We start from the raw sequence: 24,247 nt of genomic DNA, 5'->3' as shown, positions 1-24,247 counted from the left end.
GTGGCTGCACGTACTGGCACTCGTCCGACGGCGCATCGCAGCGCCGCACAGATCCCCCTGCGGCCTGCGCCGGAGCGGTCCCCGCACGAGCCGGCGACCATCGCCGGGCGCATCCCGCTGACCGACCCGAGTCCCCGGGTCGCGGACGGATACCCGGCGAAGGCGTTCGCCGGGGAGGTGGTGCCGTTCCGCGTGGTCGCGTTCCGCGAGGGCCACGACCTCATCGGCGTGCACCTGCGGCTCACCGACCCGAGCGGGGAGGAGTCGCTGCACCGGCTGACGCCGCTCAAGGACGGCACCGACGGCTGGCGCACCGAGGTCGCGCTGGATGCGCAGGGGGTGTGGCGATACCGGTTCGAGGCGTTCTCCGACGATTTCGCGACGTGGGCGCACGCCGCGTCCGTCAAGGCCGAGGCCGCCGTGGACGTGCCGGTGATGTCCGCCCTCGGCGTCGAGCTGCTCACGCGCGCCGGGAAGGAGCGCGACCGGCCCGCCGCCGAGAAGCGGGCGCTGAAGGCCGCCGCCGCGCGGCTGAAGGACGAGGCCGAGGACGCCGCGGAGCTGCACGCCGTCGCCACCGACGAGACGCTGGCCGCGTTCTTCGCCGATCGGCCGCTGACCACCCTGCACTCCGCCGGCGATGAGCTGCGGCTCGTCGTCGAGCGCACCACGGCCGGGGTGGGCGCCTGGTACGAGTTCTTCCCGCGGTCGGAGGGCGCCAAACGGCTGAAGGACGGCTCGATCAAGAGCGGCACCTTCCGCACCGCCGCCAAGCGCCTGCCGGCCGTCGCGGACATGGGCTTCGACGTCGTCTACATCGTGCCGATCCACCCGATCGGCACCACGAACCGGAAGGGCCGCAACAACACCCTCACCGCCGAGCCGGGCGATCCCGGTTCGCCGTACGCGATCGGCGCCCCCGAGGGCGGCCACGACGCGATCCACCCCGACCTCGGCACGCCCGCGGACTTCCGCTCGTTCGTGCGGACGGCGCGCAAGCTCGGCCTCGAGGTCGCGCTCGACCTGGCGCTGCAGGCCTCCCCCGACCACCCGTGGGTGACCGAGCACCCGGAGTGGTTCACCACGCTGCCCGACGGCACGATCGCCTACGCCGAGAACCCGCCGAAGAAGTACCAGGACATCTACCCGCTGAACTTCGACAACGATCCCGAGGGCATCTACGCGGAGATGCTGCGGATCGTCCGGCACTGGGTCGCCCAGGGCGTGAAGATCTTCCGCGTCGACAACCCGCACACCAAGCCGCTGCAGTTCTGGGAGTGGCTGATCGCCGCCGTGAACGCCGAGGACCCCGACGTGATCTTCCTCGCCGAGGCGTTCACCCGGCCGGCCGTGATGCGGGCGCTGGCCCGGGTCGGCTTCCAGCAGAGCTACTCGTACTTCACCTGGCGCAACACCAAGGCGGAGCTGGAGGAGTTCCTCACCTCCGTGGCGCACGAGACCAGCGACTACATGCGCCCGAACCTGTTCGTGAACACCCACGACATCCTCACCGAGTACCTGCAGTTCGGCGGGCGGGCGGCCTATCGCATCCGCGCCTGCATCGCCGCGACGGCGGCGCCGGTGTACGGGGTCTACGCCGGCTACGAGCTCATCGAGAACGTCGCCCGCCCGGGCTCCGAGGAGAACATCGACAACGAGAAGTACGAGTACAAGTTCCGCGACTGGGCAGGCGCCGAGGCGCGGGGCGAGTCGCTCGCTCCCCTGCTGCGCCGTCTGAACGCCATCCGTCGCGAGCATCCGGCTCTGCGGCAGCTGCGCAACATCTCGTTCCACTGGAGCGACGACGACGCGATCCTCGTGTACAGCAAGCATCTGGACGCGACGTTCACCGGCACCGGGGCATCCGACACGATCATCGTCGTGGCGAACGTCGACCCGCACTCGGTCCGCGAGACGACCGTGCACCTGGACACCCGGGTCTGGGGCGTCGAGCCGGGCGACACGTTCGAGGTCGAGGATCTGCTCACCGGCGCCGTCTGGACGTGGGCGGATCACAACTACGTTCGACTCGACGCATTCGCCGAGCCGGTGCACATCCTGAGGGTGAAGGAGCGATCATGAGCTACATCGAGGACGTCACCGCATCCGAGGACTGGGCGGCGGTCGCCCACGCGTCCCACCACGACCCGCATTCGGTGCTCGGCGCGCATCCGGACACGGATGCCGTGGGCCGCACCACCACGACCATCCGCGCCCGCCGCCCGCTCGCGGCGTCCGTCGCGGCGGTCTTCGAGGACGGCACCCGGCTCGACCTCGCGCACACCGCGCACGGCATCTGGGAGGGCCGGCACGACGGTCCCCCGGTGAAGTACCGGATCGCGACCATGTACGAGGGGCACGAGGAGACGATCGCCGGCGACCCGTACCGGCACCTGACCACCCTGGGCGAGCTGGACCTGCACCTGATCGCCGAGGGACGGCACGAGCGGCTGTGGGAGGTGCTCGGCGCGCACCCGCGGATGCTGGACGGCGAGACCGGCGTCGACTTCGCCGTCTGGGCCCCGAACGCGAAGGCGGTCCGCGTCGTCGGCGACTTCAACGCCTGGAACGGCGAGGGGCACGCGATGCGCTCGATGGGCTCGAGCGGCGTGTGGGAGCTGTTCATCCCGGACGTCGTGGTCGGCGCCCGGTACAAGTACGAGATCCTCACGCCGGACGGGCGCTGGATCCTGAAGGCAGATCCGATGGCGCAGGCGGCGGAGACCCCGCCGGCGACCGCCTCGGTGGTCGCGCTCAGCGCCTACCGCTGGAACGACGGCGCCTGGCTCACCCGCCGGGCGGCCACGCACGCGGTGGCGCAGCCGATGTCGGTGTACGAGGTGCACCTCGGGTCCTGGCGCGGGGGTCTGAGCTACCGGGACGCGGCGGACCCGCTGATCGAGCACGTCACCGCCACCGGGTTCACACACGTGGAGTTCATGCCCCTGGCCGAGCATCCGTTCGGCGGCTCGTGGGGCTACCAGGTCACCGGGTACTACGCGCCGACCAGCCGCTTCGGCTCTCCCGACGACCTTCGCTACCTGATCGACCGGCTGCACCAGGCCGGGATCGGCGTGATCATGGACTGGGTGCCCGGGCACTTCCCGAAGGACGACTTCGCCCTGGCCCGCTTCGACGGCCGCCCGCTCTACGAGCACCCCGACCCTCGCCGCGGAGAGCACCAGGACTGGGGCACGCTGATCTTCGACTACGGGCGCAACGAGGTGCGCAACTTCCTCGTCGCGAACGCCCTCTACTGGTTCAGCGAGTTCCACGTGGACGGGCTGCGCGTGGACGCGGTCGCCTCGATGCTGTATCTGGACTACTCGCGCAAGGACGGCGAGTGGGAGCCGAACATCCACGGCGGCCGGGAGAACCTGGAGGCGATCCGGTTCCTGCAGGAGGTCAACGCGACGGCGTACCGGCTGCACACCGGGATCGTGATGATCGCGGAGGAGTCCACCGCATTCCCCGGCGTCACCGCCCCCACCAACCGGGCCGGGCTCGGTTTCGGGTTCAAGTGGAACATGGGGTGGATGAACGACTCGCTCGAGTACATCAAGCGCGACCCGATCCACCGCTCCCACCACGAGGGCGAGATCACCTTCTCGTTCGTGTACGCGTTCGGCGAGAACTACGTCCTGCCGATCAGCCACGACGAGGTCGTGCACGGCAAGGGCAGCCTGATCGCGCGGATGCCCGGCGATCACATGCACAAGCTCGCCAACGTGCGCGCCTACCTCGGCTACATGTGGGGGCACCCGGGTAAGAAGCTGCTGTTCATGGGCCAGGAGTTCGGGCAGATCGCCGAGTGGTCGGTCGACCGGGAGCTGGACTGGTGGCTGCTGGAGCAGCCCCTGCACGCGCAGCTGCAGTCGTTCGTCGGGTCCATGAACGCGATCTACCGCGCGCAGGCCCCGCTGTGGGAGCGGGACAACGACGGCTCCTCGTTCTCGCGGCTGGGCGCGCCCACGTGGGACCCGAGCGTGGTCGCGTTCGAGCGGCGCGACGCGCACGGCGGGCGGCTCGTGGTGGTGGCGAACTTCGCCGGCGCCACGCGCACCGGATACCGGCTCGCGCTCCCCGCGGAGGGGCTGTGGCAGGAGGTCCTGAACACGGATGCCGCGGAGTACGGCGGTCACGGCGTCGGCAACTACGGCCAGATCGCCGCGCACCCCGAGGCGGAGGACGGTCCGTCGATCGCGTCGGTGACGCTGCCGGCCCTGTCGACCCTGTGGTTCCGCTACCAGCCGGAGCCGCACGTGCCGACCCCGGCGCACGGCTGAGGCGCGGCCGGCTCAGGCGCGGTCGGGCCGCGGCTGGGGCGCGGCGGTCTCAGAAGAGCAGTGAGGCCAGCCGGGTGCGCGCGGCGGCGACCCGCGGGTCGGCGGAGCCGACGAGGTCGAACATCTCCACCAGGCGCTCGCGCACCGGCGTGCGCTCGCCGGCGGGCAGCTCGGCGAACAGATCGAGCAGACGTGCGAAGGCGTCTTCCACGTGCCCGCCGGCCAGGTCCAGATCGGCGACGGCGAGCTGCGCCTGCACGTCTCGCGGCGCCGCCGCCGCGGCCTCCCGGGTCTTCTGCAGGTCGAGTCCCTGCACCCGGTGGAGCAGCCGCACCTGACCGAGGCCGGCCTTGGCGTCCTCGTCGCGCGGGTTCTCCGCCAGGGCCTTCTCGTACGCGGCGATCGCACGCGCGTAGTCGCCGTCCTCGATCGCCTGGTACGCCTCGGCGTGCAGCGGCGGCAGCGGCGCCTCCTGCGGCTCGGCGGTCCCGCCCTCGCCCGGCGTCACCGAGCCTGTGACGCCGTTCTGCGCGGCGACCTCGAGCAGCCGCGCGAACACCTCGCGCACCTGCTCCTCGGGGACGGCGCCGGTGAACATCGGCACCGGCTGCCCGGCGATGAGGGCGATCACCATCGGGATCGACTGCGCGCGGAACGCCTGGGCGATCTGCGGGTTCGCGTCCACGTCGACCTTCGCGAGCACCACGCGTCCCTGCTGCTCCCGGGTCACCTTCTCGATGATCGGGCTGAGCTGCTTGCAGGGGCCGCACCATTCGGCCCACAGGTCGACGACGACCGGGACGGTGCGCGAGAGCTCCAGTACCTCGCCGAAGGAGGCATCCGTCACGTCGAGGACGACGTCCGAGACCGCGCCGCCCCCGGGCGCCGCCGGCGCCTCGCCGGATGCCGGGGGCTGCGGACGGTTGCGCAGCGACGACAGGTCGACGGCGCCGCGGAGCGCGGCAGGAGAGATATCGCTCACGGGGTTCCCTTCACACTCACTTGATGACGGATACGCCGATGAGGTCCTGGTGCACCGCGAGCAGACGGATCTGCTCGGACGAGCCCTGGGCCGGCACGGCGAAGAACAGCTGCAGCGCGTAGGTCGTGACGACGCCCTTGGCCGACTCGCCGACCCCGGTGAGCGCCTTCGCCTCGGCGTTGTCGCCGAAGCGGATGACGGCGTCCGGCGTCGTGGGGGTGATCGTCTCGGTGTCGGTGACGGAGACGGTGACCACGGCCCCGCTGTCGAGGGTCGCGAGAGACACCGGCTCCTTGTCGGTGGGCGCCATGTCGAAGGCGGCCGAGGACGTCTCGGCGGCCCCGCGGTCGGAGAGCCCCTGGACCACCGCCGCACGGCTCTCCCGGATGGAGGCGGCGAGCTCGTTCGCCGCGCTGTCGAAGGCGGAGCCGAATGCGCTCGCGTCGCCGCTGTCGACGAGGTCGGAGAAGCCGGCGGCCACCTCCCCGGGCGCGAGGGCGAGGAACGGGGACTCGGCGGGAACGCGGGTGGCGCCCAGCCAGGCCGGGGCGACGTCAGGGAACTCCACGGCGGCGGGCATCTCCGCCATGCTCGTGATGCGGTAGTTCGACCACGGGTCCGCCTGGGTCATCGTGAGGATCACCGGCGGCACCGTCTCGTCGGATTCCGAGGCGGCCAGCACCAGGACGGTGCGCGGCCAGGTCTCCGTCGCCTCGGGCAGGACGACACTGAGCTTGTCGCTGGGCAGGCCCGCCGGCGCGGGGCGGTCGGGGATCGCGGCGCGGAGGGCGTAGTCGGTGCGGCGCGCGTCGAGCGCGGCGCCGTCGAGGCGGGTCGCGGCGAGGTCGATGTTGCGCTCGGCATCCGCCTGCTCGAGGGTCGAGGCGATCTGCTGCACGATGCGCACCGCCTGACTCTCGGTCACCGCCGGGGGCTTCTGGTTCTCCGGCGCGACCACGCTGGGCGACGGCGACGGGGTCGGCGAGGACTCCCCGAACTGGGGCCACGATTCCGGGGAGCACCCGGTGGCGAGCACGGCGGTCACGACGACGGCGGGCAGGGCGAGCGCGATGCGGCGCCTCCGGTGCGCGGTGCGCGGCGCCGTGCCCTCGTCGGTGCCCTTCGCGCCGGACGTGCCCTCGGCGGCATCCGCGGGGCCGCGATCCGCGCCGGCCTCACCCGCGACCACCTCGCCGTCCGCTGCCTCACCGGCCTCGACGGCGGCGCGGGCGGGGGCGGGAGCGAGGGCGATCGGCTCGGTGGGGGGCAGCGGGCCCGGGCCCTTCCGGCGCGGACCGCGACCGCGGCGCTGGTGCCGGATGGCGAGGACGTACAGCACGAGGCCCGCGGCGAGCACGACGCACCCCGTCGCGATGAGCGGCCCCGCCCACGGCGTGCGGGTGTCCAGCGGCCACGAGACGAGGATGTCGGTGGGCGCGTCCTCGACGCCGTCGCGGGCGATGAGCACGCTGACCCCCTCGGTCAGCTGCATCTCCGCGACCAGCGCGTCCTCGTCGCTGAACGAGTCCAGCCACAGATCCGATCCGGCGGGGTTCCGCCCCGAGGTCGCGGCCCCGTCCTCCCGCGGCTGCGCGGCGTCGACATGCTCGGTCTTCGGCCGCTGCGTGCGGGTGAGCGAGACATGGTTGTAGGCGGTGTCGGACAGCCACGCGGTCATGTCGGCGGTGCGGCCGTAGGCGACGAAGATCTCGCCCTCGCCGCGGACCAGCAGCGTCTGCAGATCGGGGTTGGCGCGCAGCACCTCGGCGTCGACGAGCACGTACGGCTCGGGGTCCTCGATGCTCAGCTCCATCCGCTCCTGCGACGGCCCCATGAACACCGTACGCTGGGCGATCCCGGCACCGATGAGAAGCGTGGCCAGCACGAAGGCCAGGACGGCCCATACGAAACGCACGAAATGACTCCTTACGTGACCCCGGACATCCGCCGGAGGTCCCCGCTCGACATTTCAGACTAGCGAAACCACCTGGGCATTGCCCACGAGCAGGCCTTCGGCGACCCGCCGCGCGCGTGCGGCGCGTCAGCCGGGGTCGGCGGAACTAGGCTTCTCGGCAGAGGGAGGGCTCATGAAGATCCACAATCCGTTCCGCACAGCACTGGTGGCGACGCTCGGGGTGGGGCTCGGCGTGCTGCTGATCGGCAGCCTGCAGACGCTGTCCACGGTGCTGCTCTACGTCGGGACCGCCCTGTTCCTCAGCCTCGGCCTCGACCCGCTCGTCTCCTCGCTGGAGCGACGCGGTCTGCCGCGCTGGGCCGCGGTGCTGATCACGATCATCGGCGTGCTGGCGATCTTCGCCGGGATCGTGCTGATGGTGGTGCCGATCCTGGTGGAGCAGATCGGCCAGCTGGTGAAGCAGATCACGTCCTTCCTCGAGGGATCCACGATCAGCGATGTGAAGGAGTGGATCCTCTCCGTCTTCCCGGCGCTGCAGGAGAGCTTCGTCGACGACACCTTCACCAACGCGACGAACTGGCTGCTGGGCAACTGGACCCAGATCACCGAGAGCGTCGTGGTCGTCGGCACGACGATCGTGACCGGGCTGTTCGGCGCGTTCATCGTGCTGATCCTCACCATCTACCTCACCGCCTCCACCCCCTCTCTCAAGCGCGCCGTGTACCAGCTCGTCCCCGCGACGAAGCGCCCGCGCTTCATCGACCTCGCCGACCAGATCACCGACTCGGTCGGCTACTACGTGATGGGGCAGGTCACGCTGGGCGTCATCAACGGCGTGCTGAGCGCGATCTTCCTGACCATCATCCAGGCGCCGTTCCCGGCCGTGCTGGCCGTCGTCGCCTTCTTCTTCTCGCTGATCCCGCTCGTCGGCACGCTCACCGGCTCCACGCTGATCGTGCTCACCTGCCTCATCCCGGGTCTGGGCTCGCCGGGCACGGCGATCGCCGCGGCGATCTACTACCTCATCTACATGCAGGTGGAGGCCTACTTCATCAACCCGCGCATCATGAGCCGGGCCGTCGCGGTGCCCGGCGGGGTGGTCGTCGTGGCCGCTCTGGCGGGCGGGTCGCTGCTCGGCCTCCTCGGCGCGCTGATCGCGATCCCGGTCGCCGCGAGCATCCTGATCATCTACCGGCAGGTGCTCATCCCGCGGATGAACGAGCGCTGACCTCGGCCCACGTGATCGCCAGCGGCAGGGCATCCGGGTTCACCGCGGCGACGATCTCGGTGAACACGCGCCGGGTCTGACTCTCCCCCACCCACAGATGCCGGCCGCCGTCCACGGCGATCAGCGTGGCGTGCGGGACGGATGCGAAGCGGCGACGCGCCTCGTCGGGGCGGAGGTAGTCGTCGAGCTCGGGCACCAGGATCACCATCCGCCGGGGGTCGCCCGCCCACGCGGCCACCTCGGCGTCGGTGGCGCGGTGCAGCGGAGGTGAGAGCAGGATGACGCCCTCGACGTCGTGGTCGCGGCCGTACTTCAGCGCCAGCTCGGTCCCGAACGACCAGCCCAGCAGCCACGGCCGGGGAAGGCCGCGGTCGTGCACGAGGTCCATCGCGGCCGCGACGTCGAACTGCTCCGCTGCGCCGCCGTCGAAAGCACCCCCGCTGGTGCCGCGCGGCGAGCTCGTGCCGCGCGTGTTGAACCGCAGCACGGCCAGTTCCGCCTGGGCGGGCAGGCGGGCGGCCGCCTTGCGGATGATGTGCGAGTCCATGCAGCCGCCCGCCGTAGGCAGCGGATGCAGGGTCACCAGCGTCGCCACGGGCGGCCGCTTCAACGGCAGGGCGTGCTCGCCGACGAGCGTCAGATCGTCCGCGGTGACCAGCTCGACGTCCTCTCGCCGGGCGGGGAGCTGGACGGGCCCGCGGATCTCGAAGGTCACCCGATCCGCCAGCAGTGCGTGTGCCAGTGCCGGCGGGCGGCGAGGTCGGCGGCCTCCCCGAGCACGCCGTCGGCACGCCAGGCGACGAGGTGGGCGGTGCCGGCGGTGATCGCGTTCCCGCATCCGGGGCAGACGTAATCCTTCACGGCCTGCGCACCGGACACCGGCTGCACGCTCCACTCCCGGCCGCGACGCACCTCGGTGCGCTTCCAACCGGCGATGAGGCGCTCCAGCGCGTCCTCACGCTCCGGCGGTGCGGGGCGGCGTCTGCGTGATCGCGGCATGGCGGCGGGTTACCACCAGTGGTTGTTCGTCCAGAAGGCGTAGGCGCCCGCCCAGCTGCCGTACCGACCGGTGGCGTAGCCGTCGGCCCAGCGGAGGTTGTCCACCGGGTCGTACCCGTTGCCCGGGACCTTGCTGCACGGCAGCGCCTGCACCAGACCGCAGGCGCCCGAGGAGCTGTTGGTCGCGTTCGGGTTCCAGCCGCTCTCCCGCGAGACGATGTAGTCGACGTACGGCCAGTCGGCGGGGGCGATGCCCGCAGCGGCCATCCACTCCTCCTTGGAGCCGCCGCCGGTGTAGAACGGCTTCGCAGGCGCGCTGTCGCCGCCGTCGGACTCCTCCTCGGCGGGCGCGGCGGCCGGCACCGGAGCCGGCTTGGGCGTGACGTACACCTCGAATCCCGCGCGCGCGACCGGGGCGATGTCGGTGCCGCCCACGGACACCGTCAGGTTCTGGGTGTCGGCCGCGGCGAGGGAGAACGCGGTCACCGCGGAGTCCTCGGCGGGCGGTTCGGCGATGGCGATGCCGGTCGGTGCGATCATTGCGGCCGAGAAGCCGACGACCGCCAGGCTCGCGAAGATCGCGGCGATGGGACGCCGCGTTCCGGTCCGGGTGGCCGACGGCCCGGAACGCCGTCCGGCTGAGATCGATTCGTTATCGGAAGTCACGATGGCCAACAGTCTACGCATCCAGCGCTGAATCCTCCATGAGAACTCACCGGACGATGACGACTCACCGGACGGCGAGCATCACCTCGACGGTCGCGTCCAACAGCGCATCCACCTGCTCCTCGCGGTAGCCTCCGCGCTGCATCCGGAACGCGGCGGTGCGCACCTGGTCGACGGTGAGCGCGTCGCCGTCGCGGAGGAACCCGGCGATGCGGTCGGCGACGTGGTCCACCTCGTCCACGCGGTAGCCGAAGGTGAGGAAGCCGGTGCGGGCGAAGCGGTGCCCGCGGGGACGGCCGAGGTGGTCCAGGATGACCTGCGCCTCCTCGCGGGCGCGCGCCACCCACTGCTCGACGCCCTGCTCGCGCACGGCGCGCTCGCGGGCGCGGGCGGCGAAGGCATCCTCCACCCGGCCCAGGGCCGCGTCGACGTCAGAGATCACGTACCCCTCGCGGACGAGCGGGAAGGAGGCGGTGCGCACGTCCTCGGCGGTGAGCTCGTCCCGGTCGTTCTCGAACGCGCGGCGAGCCGCCTCGAGGAAGGTGTCCACCGCGGCGCGGTGATACCCCTTCTCGCGTCCGGAGGTGAGCGGGAACGCGGGCGGGCGCTCCGGCGTGTCCGAGGCGTCGGGGGCGTCAGTCATCAGGCAACCGTCCAGGGGGCGAACAGGAGGTACAGCGCCAGCGCCGGCACCGTCGAGGGGAGGATGCTGTCCAGCCGGTCGAGCAGACCGCCGTGGCCGGGCAGCCAGGAGCTCATGTCCTTGATCCCGAGGTCCCGCTTCAGCATCGACTCGCCGAGGTCGCCGAGCGTGGCCGAGAGCAGGATCGCGGCGCCGAGGATCAGGCCGGTCCACCAGGGGACGTGGAGCAGGAACATCGCCAGCAGCACCCCGGCCAGCAGGGAGCCGAGCACCGCGCCCGCGAAGCCCTCCCACGTCTTCTTCGGGGAGATCCGCGGCGCCATCGGATGCCGGCCGAAGGCGAGCCCGGCGGCGTAGGCGCAGGTGTCGGCGACGACCGCGACGATGATGAACGAGAGCACCCACCATTCGCCGTTCTCGCGGCTGAGCAGCATCAGCGCGACGGAGGCGAGGAAGGGCACGTAGACCTGGATGAAGCCGCCGACGAGGACGTCGGAGAGCACGTCGCCGTAGGTGCGCCCGTCTTGGGCGATCATCTGCGCCAGCATCCGCCACACGACGACGAAGGCGACGGAGGCGAACAGCACGACCCAGCTGAGCCAGGCGTCGGCGAAGTATCCGCTGAGCACGATGAGCCCGGCGCCGATCAGCTGCGGCACCATGTCGATGTGCCGGCCGGCGCCGCGCAGCGCGCGCCCGAGCTCGTACACACCGAGCAGCGCCGCGGCGAGGGCGATCGGCACGAACAGCCACTTCACGATCAGCAGCGAGGCCAGCAGCACCGCGCCGAATCCGACCCCGATGAGGATCGCGACGAGCAGGTCGCGGCCGGTGCGCTGCTTGATGCGCTCGTTGGCCTGGTCGAAGTGGTCCTTGGCGTGGGAGACGTGGGACTCCAGTTCCCCGCGCGCGGCGTGCCACTGCTCGCGGATGATGCTGCGGTCTCCGGTGCCGAGGCGATGCTCGTGCCGTGCTCCCCGCCCCGGCGCGCCGGCGCGTACCGGGGCGCCCTGGGCGGCGGATCCGGAAGGCGTTCCGGATGCCGGCGGCGGCGCCGGTGCGGGGGGCGGGGGCGCCGGCAGCCGCAGCGGCGGCGGGGGCGCCGGAAGGGAAGGTGCCGCGCTCTCGGCATCGCCCGACGGTGCTCGCGGCGGCAGGGGCGGTCGCGGCGGGATCGCGGAGGCGTCGAACGCGGGGAACACGGCGTCGGAGAGACGCCCCGACGAGCCGGCCTCCTCGGGCGTCCCGTCGCCGACGTCATCCGCTGCGGTCTCGCCCGCGCGCGCCTCACGGCGCGTCAGCAGACGGTCCTCCTCCGCCTCGCCATCGCCTGACATCTGCGCTCAGACCTCGAGGAGCTCGGCCTCTTTGCGCTTGAGCGCGTCGTCGATCAGGTCGACGTGCTGCCGCGTGAGGGCGTCCAACTCCTTCTCGCCGCGCGCTATCTCGTCCTCGCCGACCTCGGCCTTGAACGCGTCGAGCTCGTCCTTGGCCTTGCGACGGATGCCGCGCACGTGCACCTTCGCGTCCTCACCCTTGGAGCGGACGAGCTTGACGTACTCCTTGCGCCGCTCCTGCGTGAGCTCCGGCATGGTCACGCGGATGATGTTGCCGTCGTTGCTCGGGTTGGCGCCGAGGTTCGGCATGTCGCGGATCGCCTGCTCGATCGCCTTCAGTGCCGACTTGTCGTAGGGCGTGACGATGAGCGTGCGCGCCTCGGGGTTCGCGAGCGATGCGAGCTGCGCGAGCGGGGTGGGCGTGCCGTAGTAGTCCACGAGCAGCTTCTGGAACAGCTGCGGGTTCGCGCGTCCGGTGCGGACCGTCGCGAAGTCCTCCTTGGCGGCGTCGACCGCACGTGCCATCCGTGCAGTGGTTTCAGCGAGGACATCCGCGATCACGGGTTCTCCTATCGTCGTGTTCTTCCGGCAATTCTATCGGTCGGGATGCGCGGGACACGCGCCCGGCCGGGTCACGCGGTGACCAGCGTGCCGATCTCCTCGCCCAGCAGCGCGCTGGTGACATTGCCCGCCGGCTCCATGCCGAACACGCGCATGTCCATGTTGTTGTCCATGCACAGGCTGAAGGCGGTGGAGTCGACGACCTTGAGCCCCTTCTGCAGCGCCTCCCGGTAGGTGACGCGCTCGATGCGCTCGGCGGCGGAGTCCTTCTTCGGGTCGGCGGTGTAGACCCCGTCGACGCCGTTCTTCGCGACCAGCACCTCGTTGGCGCGGATCTCCAGGGCGCGTTGCGCGGCCACGGTGTCGGTGGAGAAGTACGGCAGTCCGGCCCCGGCGCCGAAGATCACGACCCGGCCCTTCTCCATGTGCCGTTCGGCGCGCAGCGGGATGTACGGTTCGGCGACCTGGGTCATCGAGATGGCGGACTGCACGCGCGTGGCGGCTCCGGCCTGCTCGAGGAAGTCCTGCAGGGCGAGCGCATTCATCACGGTGCCGAGCATGCCCATGTAGTCGGCGCGTCCGCGGTCCATGCCGCGCTGGCTGAGCTCGGCGCCGCGGAAGAAGTTCCCGCCGCCGACGACGACGGCGATCTCGACGCGGTCCACGGCCGCCGCGATCTCGCGGGCGATCCCGCTGACGACGTCCGGGTTCACACCCAGCTGCCCGGCTCCGAAGGCCTCTCCGGAGAGCTTGAGCAGGACGCGGCGGCGTCCGGTGCGTTCGGTCATGGATGGGTCCTCTCGTCCGGGATTCACGATAGTGGCTGGCTGGGCATGAAGAAGGGGTTCGGACCCGTGGCGGATCCGAACCCCTTGCAGCGTGTTACGCGCCGACCTTGAACCGCACGAAGTCGGTCACGGTGATGCCGGCGTCCTTGGCGACCTGGCCCACGGACAGCTTGTTGTCCTTGGCGTAGTCCTGGTCGAGCAGGGCGACCTGCTTGAAGAACGCGGCGACACGGCCCTCGACGATCTTCGGCAGGGCGGCCTCCGGCTTGCCCTCGTTGCGGGAGATCTCGGTCACCAGCTGGCGCTCCCTCTCCACCTCGTCGGCCGGGACGTCCTCACGGGTGAGGTACGACGGGTTGGCGAAGGAGATGTGCTGGGCGATGCTGCGCGCGGTCTCCGCGTCGTCGCCCGAGTAGGCGACGACGACGCCGATCTGCGGCGGCAGGTCCTTGCTGGTGCGGTGCAGGTAGACCGATACGTTCTCGCCCTTGACGGTGCGGACGCGGCGCAGCTCGACCTTCTCGCCGATGATGGCGGCCTCGTCCGAGATCAGCTGCTCGACGGTCTGGTCGCCGGCCGGAGCGGCCAGGACGGCCTCGACCGAGTCGGCCTCGACCGCGGCGGCCGCGTCGGCGACCTTCTCGGCCAGGGCGATGAAGCGCTCGTTCTTCGCGACGAAGTCGGTCTCGCAGGTCAGCTCGATGAGCGTGACCGCGCCGTCCTTCTCCCGCGCGACGACGAGGCCCTCGCTGGTGGAACGGTCGGCGCGCTTGGCGTTGCCCTTCGCGCCCTTGAGGCGCAGGATCTCGGTCGCCTTCGCGACGTCGCCGTCCGCCTCCTCGAGCGCCTTCTTCGTGTCGACCATTCCGGTGCCGAGCTGCTCACGCAGCGCCTTGATGTCGGCGATGGTGAAGTTGGCCATGTGTGGTGGCTCCTTGCTTCGTGGGTGTGCGTGTCTGCTGATTCGTGCTTACTTGTCCGCGGTCTCGGCGGCGGCGACCTCGACGGTCTCCTCGGCCGGAGCGGCGTCCGCCTCGGGGGCGGTCTCGGTGGCGGCGGCCTCGGTGGCCCCGCCCTCGAGGAGCTCGCGCTCCCACTCGGCGAGCGGCTCGGCGTCGCCGGCGTCCGGGTTGTGACGCTGCTGCAGCCCCTCGGCCGCGGCGTCGGCGATGATGCGGGTCAGCAGCGACACGGAGCGGATCGCGTCGTCGTTGCCGGGGATCGGGTACTGGAAGTCGTCCGGGTCGGCGTTGGTGTCGAGGATGCCGATCACCGGGATGCCGAGCTTCTTGGCCTCGTCGATGGCGAGGTGCTCGCGCTTGGCGTCGACGACCCACAGCGCCGACGGGGTCTTGGAGAGGTTGCGGATGCCGCCGAGCGACTTGTGCAGCTTGTCCAGCTCGCGCTTCTTGAGCAGCAGCTCCTTCTTGGTGAAGCCGGAGGCGGCCGGGTTCTCGTAGTCGAGCTCCTCGAGCTCCTTCATGCGGGCGAGGCGCTTCGCGATGGTCGAGAAGTTGGTCAGCAGACCGCCCAGCCAGCGCTGGTTGACGTACGGCTGGCCGACGCGCGCGGCCTGCTCGGCGAGGATCTCCTGCGCCTGCTTCTTGGTGCCGACGAAGAGGATGGTGCCGCCGCGGGCGACGGTCTCCTTGACGAAGTCGTACGCCTGGTCGATGTAGGACAGCGACTGCTGCAGGTCGATGATGTGGATGCCGCTGCGCTCGGTGAGGATGAAGCGCTTCACCTTCGGGTTCCAGCGACGGGTCTGGTGTCCGAAGTGCACGCCGCTGTCGAGCAGCTGGCGGATGGTGACCACAGCCATGGTCTTCTCCTGATTCTGGCGCTGTGTGCGCCGTTGAGGTTGCTTCGCCGATCGGGCCGATCGGCTGTCCTGGTGCCCGGCGCGCACCCGCCCGACGACGTATCGTTCGAAGGGACCTGTGGGTGCGGATGCCGCGACCGGAGTCGCTCTGGGCACGCGTAGTCACCTCGGAGTCGAGGTGCATCGCCCAGTGTACAGGATCGAGGTGCCCGGGACGGTGCGCCGAGGACGGCGCGGGGCTGGTGTTCTCCTGCACCGGCGGGTGGTTCTCGCGGGTTCTCCCCCGCGTGCGGCATCCGCGATCCGCGCGGGGGCCGGAGCGGCGGATGCTGGGGCGATGCGCACACACTCCTCGCGCCGGCGGGCGCGTTCCTGGTGCCGGCGGACGGTGTCGTCGCGACGGCGGGCTGTTCCCTCGCGCCGGCGGATGCTGCTCGCCGCCGTCATCTTCGCCCTGACCGTTCTCGCCGCGGGAGGTCCGGCGTCCTCCGCGGCGGACGCCCCCGAGGCGGCCCCGGGCTTCCCGTGGACGTGGCCCGTGCCCGGCCCGCGCGCCGTGGCGGAGCCGTTCCGGGCGCCCGCGCACGCCTACGGCCCGGGGCACCGCGGCATGGATGTGCGCGCCGTGACCGGTGCGGCCGTCCGCTCCCCCGCGGCCGGGGTCGTCGCCTTTCGGGGCCTCGTCGTGGACCGGCCGCTGCTGACGATCGATCACGGTGCCGGATACGTCACGACGCTGGAGCCGGTCGCCTCCGACCTCGCCCCCGGCACGGCGGTCGAGGCGGGCCAGGCGGTGGGCGTGCTGGTCACGGGCGGTCACGCCGACCCGGGGACGCTGCACGTGGGCGTGCGGGTGGACGGGGCGTACATCAACCCCGCCCCGCTGTTCGGCGCCGTCCCGCGCGCGGTGCTGCTGCCGTGCTGCGGGACGGTTCCCTGAGTGTTCCGCGCGGGTGTCCGGTCACGCCCGCGGGTGCGCGAGCCGGTAGGTGGCGGAGAGCCGCTCGGCGGAGACGTGCGTGTAGATCTGGGTGGTGCCGAGGCTTGCGTGCCCGAGGATCTCCTGGACGGCGCGGAGATCGGCGCCGCCGTCGAGCAGGTGCGTCGCGGCGGTGTGCCGGAGCGCGTGCGGGCCGACGGTCTCGGCGCCGATGAGCGGGGCGAGCACGCGCGCCACGAGGGCGTAGACCGTCCGCGGCCCGATCCGGCCGCCTCGAGCGCCCAGGAACAGCGCCGGCGTGTGGCCGTCGCGTCGCGCCGACAGCGCGGGCCGTCCGCGGGCGAGGTAGGCGCCGACGGCGTCCCGTGCCGGGAGGCCGAACGGGACCACCCGCTCCTTCGACCCCTTGCCGAGCACGCGCGCGGTGGCGCGATCGAGGTCGACATCGTCGACGTCGAGGCCGCAGAGCTCGGAGACCCGCATCCCGGACCCGTACAGCAGCTCGAGCATCGCGCTGTCGCGCAGCGCCACGGGGTCGCCCTCGGCCGCCCGGGCCTGCTGTTCGTCCAGGAGCGCCCGCATGCCGTCCCTCGATGCGACCGCGGGAAGCGTCTTCGGCTTCTTCGGCGTGACCAGTCGCAGGCTCGGGTCGACCGGGACGACGCCCTCGTCCCTGGCCCATCCGAAGAAGGATCGGGCGGCGGCCGCGCGGCGCGCGAGGGTGGAGCGGGCGTCTCCGCGCTGCGTGGCCCGCCAGAGCCAGTCCCGCAGATGCTCGAGGTCCACGGCGGAGACGTCCATGTCGTCACCGAGGCCGGCGCCGAGATCGGCGAGGTCGCTGCGGTAGGCGCGCACCGTGGCAGGCGACAGCCGGCGCACCCGTTCCAGGTGCGTCACGAAGGCCGCGACCGCGTCGGTGTACCGCACCCGTCCAGCTTGCCGCCGCTGCGCCGCCGGCGGTGTGCGCCGCGCCGCCGACGTGTGCGCCGCGCCGCCGGCGTGTGCGCCGCGCCGCCGCACCGCCGTCCGCGGGGGTACGGGCGCGGACCGACCCCGCGGACGGACCGTGGCCCCCGGGCCGCTCGCGGCCGGTCATCCGCCCCGGCGCCAGCCGACCTCCCCGCGCACCGCGCTGCCGTCCAGGGCGAGCAGCCCGAGCACGGACCGCACCCGGTCCACCGACATCCCGGTGCGCCGTGCCAGATCCTCGACCCCGCGCTGCGCGCGTCCGCTGAGCGCGTCCAGCACCCGTGTGCGGTCCGGGTCGTCGCCGTGCGCCGCGGCCGCCGCCGGCTCCTCGCCCCACAGCTCCCGCACCTCCTGCGCCGTGGTCACGCACACCGCGCCGTACTCGCGCATCAGCCGGTGGCATCCGGCCGACGCCGCCGAGGTCACCGGCCCGGGCACCGCGCCGAGCGGACGGCCCAGCGCTGCCGCGTGCCCGGCGGTGTTCAGCGATCCGCTGCGCCAACCCGCCTCGACCACCACGGTCGCCATCCCGAGCGCCGCGATGAGCCGGTTGCGCTGCAAGAACCTCCACTTCGTCGGCGCTGCGCCGCAGGGCACCTCGCTGACGACGGCGCCGTGCTCCCGGATCCGCTCGAACAGCTGCTGGTGCCCCGCCGGATACGCGCGGTCGACGCCACCGGCGAGGAAGGCGACCGTCGTGCCGCCGACACCGAGTGCCGCCCGGTGCGCCGCCCCGTCGATGCCGTACGCGCCGCCCGAGACGATCGCGACGCCGCTCGCCGCCAGATCCCCGGCCAGCTCGACGGCCACGTGCTCACCGTATCCGGTGGCGGCGCGAGCGCCCACGACGGCGACCGCGGGCTCCGCGGCCATCGCCGTCGCGTCGCCGCGCACCCACAGCACGAGGGGCGCGTGTGCGCCCAGATCGTCGAGGAGGACCGGCCACTCGCCGTCGCCGGGCATGACCATCCGCGCGCCCACCTCGGCCGCGCCGCGCAGTGCGTCGGCGAAGGCCCGCGGATCCGCACGGGGACACCACCGGGCCTGCGCGTCCGCGAGCGCGCGCGGCGTGACGCCGTCCCCGGCGGCCAGGAGAGCCGCCTCGTCGAGCGCGAGCTCCAGGGCGCGCGGTGCGCCGTGCATCCGGACCAGGGCTCCCGCGACGCCGTCGCCGGGCTCGGCGAGCACCGACCACGCGGCCCGCGCCACGGTCTCGGCGAGGTCCGCATCCGGCCGCACCGCGGCGGCCGCCTCTCGGATGGCGCGGTCCGCGAGCAGGCCGTCGATCGTCAGGTTCCTCATGCCAGCAGTCCTCTCTTCAGGAACAGCGCCCGCCCGATCTCGTCGGCGCCGGGGCGATCGAGGCCCCCCAGATCCGCCATCGTCCACGCCAGGCGCAGCGTCCGGTCGTAGGCGCGGAGCGTGAGGCCTCCGCGCTCCAGCGCGCGGTCCAGCGGCGCCCGCACCTCGGGCGGCAGCCGCAGCGGCCCCTGCCGCAGCCGGCTGCCCGGCACGTCGCCGTTCCGCCGCCACGGCGTCCCCTGCCAGCGCTCCGCCGCCGCCTCCCGTGCCGCCAGGACCCGAGCGCGCGCCGCCGCCGAGGTGACGGCCGAACGCTCCCCCGAGGTGGCCCGGGCGGCGGCCACCCGGGCCACGTGCAGTTCGATGTCCAGCCGGTCGCGCAGCGGTCCGGACAGCTTGGACGCGTACCGGCGGATCGCGATCGGCGGGCAGGTGCACTCCGCGCCGCGCACCCCGTAGTTGCCGCACGGGCACGGGTTCATCGCCATCACCAGCTGGAATCGCGCCGGGAAGCCGGCGGTGACCCCGGAGCGGTGCACGTCGATCCACCCGGACTCCAGTGGCTGGCGCAGAGCGTCCAGCGCGGCCCGGGCGAACTCGGGCGCCTCGTCGAGGAACAGCACGCCACGGTGGGCCCGGACGATCGCCCCCGGCCTGACCACCCGGGACCCGCCACCGACCATCGCCGCGGTGGACGCGCTGTGGTGCGGCGCCTCGAACGGCGGCATCGGATCGAGGTTCGTCACCGCCTCGCCGGACAGCGAGCGGATCGCAGCCACTTCCAGGGCCTCCTCCTCGCCCAGCCGTGGCAGGATCCCGGGAAGCCTGCGCGCGAGCATGGTCTTCCCTGCGCCCGGCGGGCCGCTGAGCAGCAGATGATGCCCGCCGGCGGCGGCCACGACGAGCGCCGCGACCGCCTCGTCCTGGCCGATGACGTCGGCGAGATCCAGCTCCTCGGCCGGCGGAGGCTCGGAGGCGGGCAGCCTCACCGGCTCGACGTCCCCGACCTCGACGTCCGCGCCGTGCGAGGCGGCGACCTCCCCGAGGGTCGCGGCGCCCCGCACCTCGATCCCGGGCACCAGGCGCGCCTCCTCCGCGTTCGCCTCCGGGACCACGACTCGGCCGAACCCTGCGCGGGCCGCCGCGTACACGGCGGGCAGCACGCCCGCCACCGGGCGGAGCCGGCCGTCCAGGCCGAGCTCGCCGATGTGCACCGTCGACCGGATCGCGCCGACCGGCAGCGCCCCGCCGGCCGCGAGGGTCGCCACCGCGATGCTGAGGTCGAAGCCGGAGCCCTGCTTGGGCAGGCTCGCCGGGGACAGATTGACGGTCAGTCGCCGCCGGGGCAGGTCGAGCCCAGTGTTCGTGCAGGCGTTGTGCACGCGCTGCACCGCCTCGCCGAGGGACTTGTCCGGCAGTCCGATGATCTTGAACTCCGGCGTCTGATTCGACACGTCCGCCTCGACCTCGACCATGTGGCCGTCGACTCCGGTGAGCGCGACCGCCCACGTCCGCGCGGTCCTCACAGCAGGTCCACGAGGTGCTCGAGCCGCGCGGTGGCGGCATCCCGGCCGGTGAGGCCGATGGCTTCCAGACGGATGGTGCGGTGCTCCGCGGCATCCGGATGCGCCTGCGCCCACGCGTACGCGAGATGCCACAGCCGACGGCGCTTGCGCGCGTCGATCGCCTCGAACGGATGCCCGTAGCTCTCGGATCGGCGGGTCTTCACCTCGACGACGGCGAGGACTCCCCCGATCCGCGCCACGATGTCGATCTCGCCCTGGGGGCATCGCCAGTTCCGGTCGATGATGTCGTAGCCGAGCGCATCCAGGTGCGCCGCCGCGCGGTCCTCACCTGCGCGTCCGAGGTCGTCCTTCGCTGCCATGCCGACAGCCTGAGGCACCGGCCGCACCGCCCGGGACCGGGATCACGGCACCTCGGGACGGATTCCCGGATCGGGCTGTCTGTGCAGGACGATCGCTCACTTGCCGTCGAGCGACAGCTCCTCCGGCAGCTCGAACTCGCGGCGCTGCAGCTCCTCGACGTTGACGTCCTTGAAGGTGAGCACCCGCACGGCCTTCACGAACCGGTCGGCGCGGTAGATGTCCCACACCCACACGTCGTGCATCGAGATCTCGAAGTAGAAGTCGTGCTCGGTGTCGCGCCGCACCACGTTGACCTCGTTGGCGAGGTAGAAGCGGCGCTCGGTCTCGACGACGTACTGGAACTGCGAGACGACGTCCCGGTACTCCCGGAACAGCGCCAGCTCGAGTTCGCGGTCGTAGTCGTCGAAGGCTTCCTCATCCATGATGACTCCATCCTACGAGTCCGGCCGGGCCGCGCCGTCCTGGTCAGAACAGGGTGGGTGCGTCGGCGATGGACCAGGAGGCGCGATGAAACGGCGACAGCCCGCACTCGCGGATCGCCTCGCGATGCTCGGGGCTCGCGTACCCCTTGTTGCGGTCCCACTGGTAGGCCGGGTGCTCGTCGTGCAGCGTCGTCATGTACGCGTCCCGCGCCACCTTCGCGATCACGGATGCGGCGGACACCGACGCGCAGTCGCGATCGGCCTTGATCACCGGCCGCACCGTGAGACGCGTGGGATGCACGCGGGAGACGTAGTCGTGGTTGCCGTCGAGGATCACCAGGGCGCTGTCGACGTCCGCGCCCTGCGCGACCACGGCCTCCACCGCCCGCGAGGCCGCCAAGCCCAGTGCCCGCATGATGCCGACCTCGTCGATCTCCGCGGCGCTGGCCCATCCGACGCCGGAGGCGAGCACCCACCCGCGCGCCTTCTCGGCGATCTCGGGCCGTCGCCTCTCCGTGATGAGCTTCGAGTCGCGCAGTCCCTCCGGCACCCGGCGCCGCGCCCCCGCGGCATCCATCACCGCTGCTCCGACCGCGACCGGTCCGGCCAGCGCCCCGCGACCGACCTCGTCCAGCGCGATGATGAGGTCGAACTCCTTCAGCAGCGACCTCTCGAGCGTGAGTCTGGGTGCGACGACGGTCATTCCGGCTCCCGCACAGCACGATACACGTCGTCGTGGGTGTCGATCAGTCCCAGGCGGTCCAGCGGCCAGGTGGTCAGGAACGCCCGGCCCACGACGTTCTGCAGCGGCACGAACCCGCCGCCGGGCAGGTCCTGGTGCGCCCGCGAGTCCTGGGAGCGGTCGCGGTTGTCGCCCATCACCCACAGCGACCCCTCGGGCACGGTGACGTCGAAGGCCGCGTTGGAGGCGGCGGTGTCGCCGTCGGGGAGGTTGAGGTAGCTCAGCTCGTCGATGGGCGAGCCGTTGATCGTGATCTGCCCGAGAGCGTTGCAGCACACGACATGGTCGCCGGCCATCCCGATCACGCGCTTGACGAGGTGGTCCTGCGAGTCGGAAGCGGAGATGCCGATGAACGTGAGGACGGCGTCCACGGCCTCGACGAGGGCGGGGCGGGCGGGACGCTGCGGCTGAGGCGGCAGCCAGCCGCCGGGATCCTTGAACACGACGACGTCGCCGCGGTCGTAGCCCGCCCAGCGCGGCGTCAGCTCGTCGACGAGGATGCGGTCGTCCACCAGCAGGGTCCGCTCCATCGACCCGGACGGGATGTAGAACGAGCGCACCACGAAGGTCTTCACGACGAAGGAGACCAGGGCCGCGACGAGGAGGATGACCAGCACATCCCGCACGAAGACGAGCATTCCGCGGTGCCGCTTGGGTCGATCGGCGGCGGGAGCGGCTTCGGTCGTCATGTCCATCCTCTGCATCGGGCACCGCCCCACGACGGCATCCTCAAGCCTTGCACATCACCGGCACAACGAAACGCACCCCGGGAGCGGGTCCCGGGGTGCGTCGTGGCGGAGGCGCGGTCAGTTGTCGCGCTTCTCCTTGATCTTCGCCTTCTTGCCGCGGAGGTTCCGCAGGTAGTAGAGCTTGGCGCGGCGAACGTCACCGCGGGTGACGACCTCGATGTGGTCGATCACCGGGGAGTGCACCGGGAAGGTGCGCTCGACGCCCACCTGGAAGCTGATCTTGCGGACCGTGAAGGTCTCGCGCACGCCGTCACCCTGGCGGGCGATGACGACGCCCTGGAAGACCTGGATGCGGGAACGGTTTCCCTCGGTGATGTTCACGTGCACCTTGACGGTGTCACCGGGGTTGAAGTCGGGGATGTCGGAACGGAGCGAAGCCGCGTCGACGGCGTCGAGGATCTGCATGATCGTCTCTCTCTGCACTCGCCACAGGTCGGATGCAATGGAAGGGAATGGAACGGGTTCGTGCCGAACGGCGCGCAAGGCGTCCGCGGGCTCCCCTGAGGCAGAGCCGGGTCACGGCACAAGCATCCATTCTGCCATGAAGCGGACGGCCCGCCAAACCGCGTCACTCGCGCTCGTCGCGCTCCCGGATGACGATCACGTCGTGTGCGGTCGTCGGCGGCGCGGCGCTCTCGACCCGCGACCAGGTGATGGTCTCGCGGATGCGTGCGCCGCTCCCCCGCGCCTCGTTCCACAGCTGCCACAGCTGCAGCCAGAACAGGCCGATGGCGGCCAGGATCGCGCAGGTGAGCAGCCAGCCGAATGCGCCGTCGATGAAGAAGCCGACGGCGATGGTGAGCGCGTGCCAGATCGTGAAGCCGAGCACGTCCCACCACGAGACGGCCCGTTCCGCGCGCACGGAGGGCCGGGAGCGGGTGAGCAGGGTCAGCAGCAGCTGCCCGACCAGCACCGACGGGATGGCGATGAACAGCACCCAGACGAACGCCCACCCACCGGCCTGGAAGACGCCCCAGCCGACCAGCAGCCACAGCGGCAGCACGAAGGCCGCCGGGAGGAGCCAGCGGAAGAAGGCGCGTCGCAACCACATGCCTCGATCGTACGTCGCGTCCCCGGGTCGCCACCCGGGTTTCGCTGTGAGCATCCACCGTGTGCGCATCGGGGAGAATGGATGTCGACGAGAGGACTACCCCATGATCGAACTGCGCACCCCGGCCGAGATCGACGAGATGCGCGCCGCCGGCCGCTTCGTCGCCGAGACCCTGGCGACGCTGCGCGAGGAGACGACCGTGGGCACCAACCTGCTCGACATCGACCGCCGCGCCCACGACCTCATCCGCAAGGCCGGGGCCGAGTCGTGCTACATCGACTACCACCCGTCGTTCGGAGCGAGCCCGTTCGGGAAGGTGATCTGCACCTCCGTGAACGACGCGGTGTTGCACGGCCTGCCGCACGACTACGACCTGCGCGACGGCGACCTGGTCTCGCTCGACTTCGCGGTGTCCGTCGACGGCTGGGTCGCCGACTCGGCGATCTCCTTCGTCGTCGGCACGCCGCGCGACGAGGACCTGCGCCTCATCGACACCACGGAGCGCGCCCTGGACGCGGCGATCGCTGCCGCCACGGTCGGCAACCGGATCGGCGACATCTCGGCCGCCATCGCCGCCGTCGCCCGGGGCGAGGGGTACTCGATCAACACCGACTTCGGCGGGCACGGCGTCGGGCGGATCATGCACGGCGACCCGCACGTGCCGAACGACGGACGCGCGGGCCGCGGGTTCCCGCTGCGCGCGGGCCTCGTCTTCGCCCTGGAGCCGTGGTTCCTCGCCACGACCGACGAGCTGATCACCGACCCCGACGGCTGGACGCTGCGCAGCGCCGACGGCTCCCGTGGAGCCCACTCCGAGCACACCGTCGCGGTCACCGCGGACGGACCGATCGTGCTGACCGACCGCTCCTTCCTCGGCGTCGACTGACCGGCAGCGGGACGGTTCTCGTGCAGGCGGCTCCCAGGCACAGCTGAAGCCCGCCGTCTACCCTCGTGCGTGA

26 protein-coding genes are annotated in these 24,247 nt (G+C 71.9%); 6 read left to right on the top strand and 20 right to left on the bottom strand.

Annotation, left to right across the window (positions count from 1 at the left end; genetic code table 11):
* The gene (locus JRG78_RS05765) at window positions 1-2,082 is read left to right on the top strand and encodes a maltotransferase domain-containing protein (protein ID WP_442927363.1); all 2,082 of its coding nucleotides are present in this window, start codon (window positions 1-3) and stop codon (window positions 2,080-2,082) included.
* Window positions 2,079-4,286 (top strand): 1,4-alpha-glucan branching protein GlgB, encoded by a 2,208-nt coding sequence (gene glgB / locus JRG78_RS05760; RefSeq protein WP_272653752.1) that lies wholly within the window; start codon window positions 2,079-2,081, stop codon window positions 4,284-4,286. Before JRG78_RS05765 ends, glgB begins: the two co-directional genes overlap by 4 nt.
* 49 nt (window positions 4,287-4,335) lie before the next feature.
* Here glgB and JRG78_RS05755 read toward each other — a convergent pair whose 3' ends face one another.
* Together JRG78_RS05755 and JRG78_RS05750 are read right to left on the bottom strand one after the other, a co-directional pair.
* A complete protein-coding gene (locus tag JRG78_RS05755; RefSeq protein WP_272653751.1) occupies window positions 4,336-5,268 on the bottom strand; it encodes a tetratricopeptide repeat protein in 933 nt (310 codons plus the stop codon).
* Window positions 5,269-5,284: 16 nt separating this feature from the next.
* Window positions 5,285-7,183: a glycosyl transferase gene (locus tag JRG78_RS05750; protein WP_272653750.1), complete on the bottom strand. Its 1,899-nt coding sequence runs from the start codon at window positions 7,181-7,183 to the stop codon at window positions 5,285-5,287.
* Window positions 7,184-7,355: 172 nt separating this feature from the next.
* Here JRG78_RS05750 and JRG78_RS05745 point away from each other — a divergent pair, with 172 nt between their 5' ends.
* On the top strand, window positions 7,356-8,411 hold the full coding sequence (locus JRG78_RS05745; protein ID WP_259608049.1) for an AI-2E family transporter: 1,056 nt from the start codon (window positions 7,356-7,358) through the stop codon (window positions 8,409-8,411).
* Here JRG78_RS05745 and JRG78_RS05740 read toward each other — a convergent pair.
* The 3 genes from JRG78_RS05740 to JRG78_RS05730 are packed head-to-tail and all read right to left on the bottom strand — an operon-like array spanning window position 8,386 to window position 9,950.
* A complete protein-coding gene (locus tag JRG78_RS05740) occupies window positions 8,386-9,126 on the bottom strand; it encodes an alpha/beta hydrolase (RefSeq protein WP_272653749.1) in 741 nt (246 codons plus the stop codon). The genes JRG78_RS05745 and JRG78_RS05740 overlap by 26 nt on opposite strands.
* Complete coding sequence (locus tag JRG78_RS05735) at window positions 9,123-9,410, bottom strand: hypothetical protein (RefSeq protein WP_259608047.1); 288 nt, start codon at window positions 9,408-9,410, stop codon at window positions 9,123-9,125. The genes JRG78_RS05740 and JRG78_RS05735 overlap by 4 nt, the downstream gene beginning before the upstream one ends.
* Window positions 9,411-9,419: 9 nt before the next feature.
* On the bottom strand, window positions 9,420-9,950 hold the full coding sequence (locus JRG78_RS05730) for a transglycosylase SLT domain-containing protein (RefSeq protein ID WP_259608046.1): 531 nt from the start codon (window positions 9,948-9,950) through the stop codon (window positions 9,420-9,422).
* On the opposite strand from JRG78_RS05730, the gene JRG78_RS05725 reads away from it, so the two are divergent.
* The gene (locus JRG78_RS05725) at window positions 9,925-10,107 is read left to right on the top strand and encodes a hypothetical protein (protein WP_259608045.1); all 183 of its coding nucleotides are present in this window, start codon (window positions 9,925-9,927) and stop codon (window positions 10,105-10,107) included. The two genes, JRG78_RS05730 and JRG78_RS05725, sit on opposite strands and share 26 nt — an antisense overlap.
* A 33-nt stretch (window positions 10,108-10,140) precedes the next feature.
* Here the strand turns inward: JRG78_RS05725 and JRG78_RS05720 are convergent, their stop codons facing one another.
* The 6 genes from JRG78_RS05720 to rpsB form a co-directional block, all read right to left on the bottom strand.
* A complete protein-coding gene (locus tag JRG78_RS05720; protein WP_259608044.1) occupies window positions 10,141-10,719 on the bottom strand; it encodes a DivIVA domain-containing protein in 579 nt (192 codons plus the stop codon).
* Complete coding sequence (locus JRG78_RS05715) at window positions 10,719-12,056, bottom strand: phosphatidate cytidylyltransferase (protein ID WP_272653748.1); 1,338 nt, start codon at window positions 12,054-12,056, stop codon at window positions 10,719-10,721. Before JRG78_RS05715 ends, JRG78_RS05720 begins: the two co-directional genes overlap by 1 nt.
* 6 nt (window positions 12,057-12,062) lie before the next feature.
* Complete coding sequence (gene frr, locus JRG78_RS05710; RefSeq protein WP_272653747.1) at window positions 12,063-12,617, bottom strand: ribosome recycling factor; 555 nt, start codon at window positions 12,615-12,617, stop codon at window positions 12,063-12,065.
* 71 nt (window positions 12,618-12,688) lie between these two features.
* Window positions 12,689-13,405, bottom strand: a complete 717-nt coding sequence (gene pyrH, locus JRG78_RS05705) for a UMP kinase (protein WP_272653746.1) — start codon at window positions 13,403-13,405, stop codon at window positions 12,689-12,691.
* Window positions 13,406-13,499: 94 nt separating this feature from the next.
* Complete coding sequence (gene tsf / locus JRG78_RS05700; RefSeq protein WP_272653745.1) at window positions 13,500-14,327, bottom strand: translation elongation factor Ts; 828 nt, start codon at window positions 14,325-14,327, stop codon at window positions 13,500-13,502.
* A 48-nt stretch (window positions 14,328-14,375) separates the two neighbouring features.
* Window positions 14,376-15,227: a 30S ribosomal protein S2 gene (gene rpsB, locus JRG78_RS05695; RefSeq protein WP_259608039.1), complete on the bottom strand. Its 852-nt coding sequence runs from the start codon at window positions 15,225-15,227 to the stop codon at window positions 14,376-14,378.
* Window positions 15,228-15,654: 427 nt separating this feature from the next.
* On the opposite strand from rpsB, the gene JRG78_RS05690 reads away from it, so the two are divergent.
* The gene (locus tag JRG78_RS05690) at window positions 15,655-16,167 is read left to right on the top strand and encodes a murein hydrolase activator EnvC family protein (protein ID WP_272653744.1); all 513 of its coding nucleotides are present in this window, start codon (window positions 15,655-15,657) and stop codon (window positions 16,165-16,167) included.
* 21 nt (window positions 16,168-16,188) lie between these two features.
* Here the strand turns inward: JRG78_RS05690 and JRG78_RS05685 are convergent, their stop codons facing one another.
* The 9 genes from JRG78_RS05685 to JRG78_RS05645 form a co-directional block, all read right to left on the bottom strand.
* Window positions 16,189-17,094, bottom strand: coding sequence for a tyrosine recombinase (locus JRG78_RS05685; protein ID WP_272653743.1), 906 nt, complete (start codon window positions 17,092-17,094; stop codon window positions 16,189-16,191).
* Between the two features lie 165 nt (window positions 17,095-17,259).
* Complete coding sequence (gene dprA, locus JRG78_RS05680) at window positions 17,260-18,438, bottom strand: DNA-processing protein DprA (protein ID WP_272653742.1); 1,179 nt, start codon at window positions 18,436-18,438, stop codon at window positions 17,260-17,262.
* On the bottom strand, window positions 18,435-19,964 hold the full coding sequence (locus tag JRG78_RS05675; RefSeq protein ID WP_272653741.1) for a YifB family Mg chelatase-like AAA ATPase: 1,530 nt from the start codon (window positions 19,962-19,964) through the stop codon (window positions 18,435-18,437). Before JRG78_RS05675 ends, dprA begins: the two co-directional genes overlap by 4 nt.
* Window positions 19,961-20,323 (bottom strand): YraN family protein, encoded by a 363-nt coding sequence (locus JRG78_RS05670; protein WP_272653740.1) that lies wholly within the window; start codon window positions 20,321-20,323, stop codon window positions 19,961-19,963. Before JRG78_RS05670 ends, JRG78_RS05675 begins: the two co-directional genes overlap by 4 nt.
* A 96-nt stretch (window positions 20,324-20,419) precedes the next feature.
* Complete coding sequence (locus tag JRG78_RS05665; protein ID WP_259608033.1) at window positions 20,420-20,746, bottom strand: DUF2469 domain-containing protein; 327 nt, start codon at window positions 20,744-20,746, stop codon at window positions 20,420-20,422.
* 43 nt (window positions 20,747-20,789) lie between these two features.
* On the bottom strand, window positions 20,790-21,449 hold the full coding sequence (locus JRG78_RS05660) for a ribonuclease HII (RefSeq protein ID WP_259608032.1): 660 nt from the start codon (window positions 21,447-21,449) through the stop codon (window positions 20,790-20,792).
* Window positions 21,446-22,177 carry a signal peptidase I gene (gene lepB, locus JRG78_RS05655; protein ID WP_272653739.1) on the bottom strand — a complete coding sequence of 244 codons (732 nt, stop codon included), beginning with the start codon at window positions 22,175-22,177 and terminating at the stop codon, window positions 21,446-21,448. The genes JRG78_RS05660 and lepB overlap by 4 nt, the downstream gene beginning before the upstream one ends.
* Window positions 22,178-22,294: 117 nt before the next feature.
* Window positions 22,295-22,642: a 50S ribosomal protein L19 gene (rplS, locus tag JRG78_RS05650; protein WP_259608030.1), complete on the bottom strand. Its 348-nt coding sequence runs from the start codon at window positions 22,640-22,642 to the stop codon at window positions 22,295-22,297.
* Between the two features lie 163 nt (window positions 22,643-22,805).
* Complete coding sequence (locus JRG78_RS05645) at window positions 22,806-23,288, bottom strand: MFS transporter permease (RefSeq protein ID WP_272653738.1); 483 nt, start codon at window positions 23,286-23,288, stop codon at window positions 22,806-22,808.
* Between the two features lie 103 nt (window positions 23,289-23,391).
* Here JRG78_RS05645 and map point away from each other — a divergent pair, with 103 nt between their 5' ends.
* Window positions 23,392-24,174: a type I methionyl aminopeptidase gene (gene map / locus JRG78_RS05640; RefSeq protein WP_259608028.1), complete on the top strand. Its 783-nt coding sequence runs from the start codon at window positions 23,392-23,394 to the stop codon at window positions 24,172-24,174.
* Window positions 24,175-24,247: the final 73 nt, after the last annotated feature.

The organism is Microbacterium sp. EF45047, from assembly GCF_028472845.1.
Lineage (GTDB): Bacteria > Actinomycetota > Actinomycetes > Actinomycetales > Microbacteriaceae > Microbacterium > Microbacterium neungamense.
The sequence above is the reverse complement of the archived record's forward strand: the minus strand, read 5'-3'. Positions and strand labels throughout refer to the sequence as shown.

Excerpts from the sequence above, each read along its gene's own strand:
- JRG78_RS05670 (WP_272653740.1), bottom strand. The coding sequence starts at position 20,323 with ATGGCAGCGAAGGACGACCTCGGACGCGCAGGTGAGGACCGCGCGGCG.
- tsf (WP_272653745.1), bottom strand. The coding sequence starts at position 14,327 with ATGGCCAACTTCACCATCGCCGACATCAAGGCGCTGCGTGAGCAGCTC.
- map (WP_259608028.1), top strand. The coding sequence starts at position 23,392 with ATGATCGAACTGCGCACCCCGGCCGAGATCGACGAGATGCGCGCCGCC.
- rplS (WP_259608030.1), bottom strand. The coding sequence starts at position 22,642 with ATGCAGATCCTCGACGCCGTCGACGCGGCTTCGCTCCGTTCCGACATC.
- JRG78_RS05730 (WP_259608046.1), bottom strand. The coding sequence starts at position 9,950 with ATGATCGCACCGACCGGCATCGCCATCGCCGAACCGCCCGCCGAGGAC.
- JRG78_RS05735 (WP_259608047.1), bottom strand. The coding sequence starts at position 9,410 with ATGCCGCGATCACGCAGACGCCGCCCCGCACCGCCGGAGCGTGAGGAC.
- JRG78_RS05665 (WP_259608033.1), bottom strand. The coding sequence starts at position 20,746 with ATGGATGAGGAAGCCTTCGACGACTACGACCGCGAACTCGAGCTGGCG.
- pyrH (WP_272653746.1), bottom strand. The coding sequence starts at position 13,405 with ATGACCGAACGCACCGGACGCCGCCGCGTCCTGCTCAAGCTCTCCGGA.
- JRG78_RS05720 (WP_259608044.1), bottom strand. The coding sequence starts at position 10,719 with ATGACTGACGCCCCCGACGCCTCGGACACGCCGGAGCGCCCGCCCGCG.
- JRG78_RS05690 (WP_272653744.1), top strand. The coding sequence starts at position 15,655 with ATGCTGCTCGCCGCCGTCATCTTCGCCCTGACCGTTCTCGCCGCGGGA.
- JRG78_RS05715 (WP_272653748.1), bottom strand. The coding sequence starts at position 12,056 with ATGTCAGGCGATGGCGAGGCGGAGGAGGACCGTCTGCTGACGCGCCGT.
- JRG78_RS05645 (WP_272653738.1), bottom strand. The coding sequence starts at position 23,288 with ATGTGGTTGCGACGCGCCTTCTTCCGCTGGCTCCTCCCGGCGGCCTTC.
- glgB (WP_272653752.1), top strand. The coding sequence starts at position 2,079 with ATGAGCTACATCGAGGACGTCACCGCATCCGAGGACTGGGCGGCGGTC.
- rpsB (WP_259608039.1), bottom strand. The coding sequence starts at position 15,227 with ATGGCTGTGGTCACCATCCGCCAGCTGCTCGACAGCGGCGTGCACTTC.
- lepB (WP_272653739.1), bottom strand. The coding sequence starts at position 22,177 with ATGACGACCGAAGCCGCTCCCGCCGCCGATCGACCCAAGCGGCACCGC.
- JRG78_RS05725 (WP_259608045.1), top strand. The coding sequence starts at position 9,925 with ATGGCGATGCCGGTCGGTGCGATCATTGCGGCCGAGAAGCCGACGACC.
- JRG78_RS05660 (WP_259608032.1), bottom strand. The coding sequence starts at position 21,449 with ATGACCGTCGTCGCACCCAGACTCACGCTCGAGAGGTCGCTGCTGAAG.
- JRG78_RS05745 (WP_259608049.1), top strand. The coding sequence starts at position 7,356 with ATGAAGATCCACAATCCGTTCCGCACAGCACTGGTGGCGACGCTCGGG.
- dprA (WP_272653742.1), bottom strand. The coding sequence starts at position 18,438 with ATGAGGAACCTGACGATCGACGGCCTGCTCGCGGACCGCGCCATCCGA.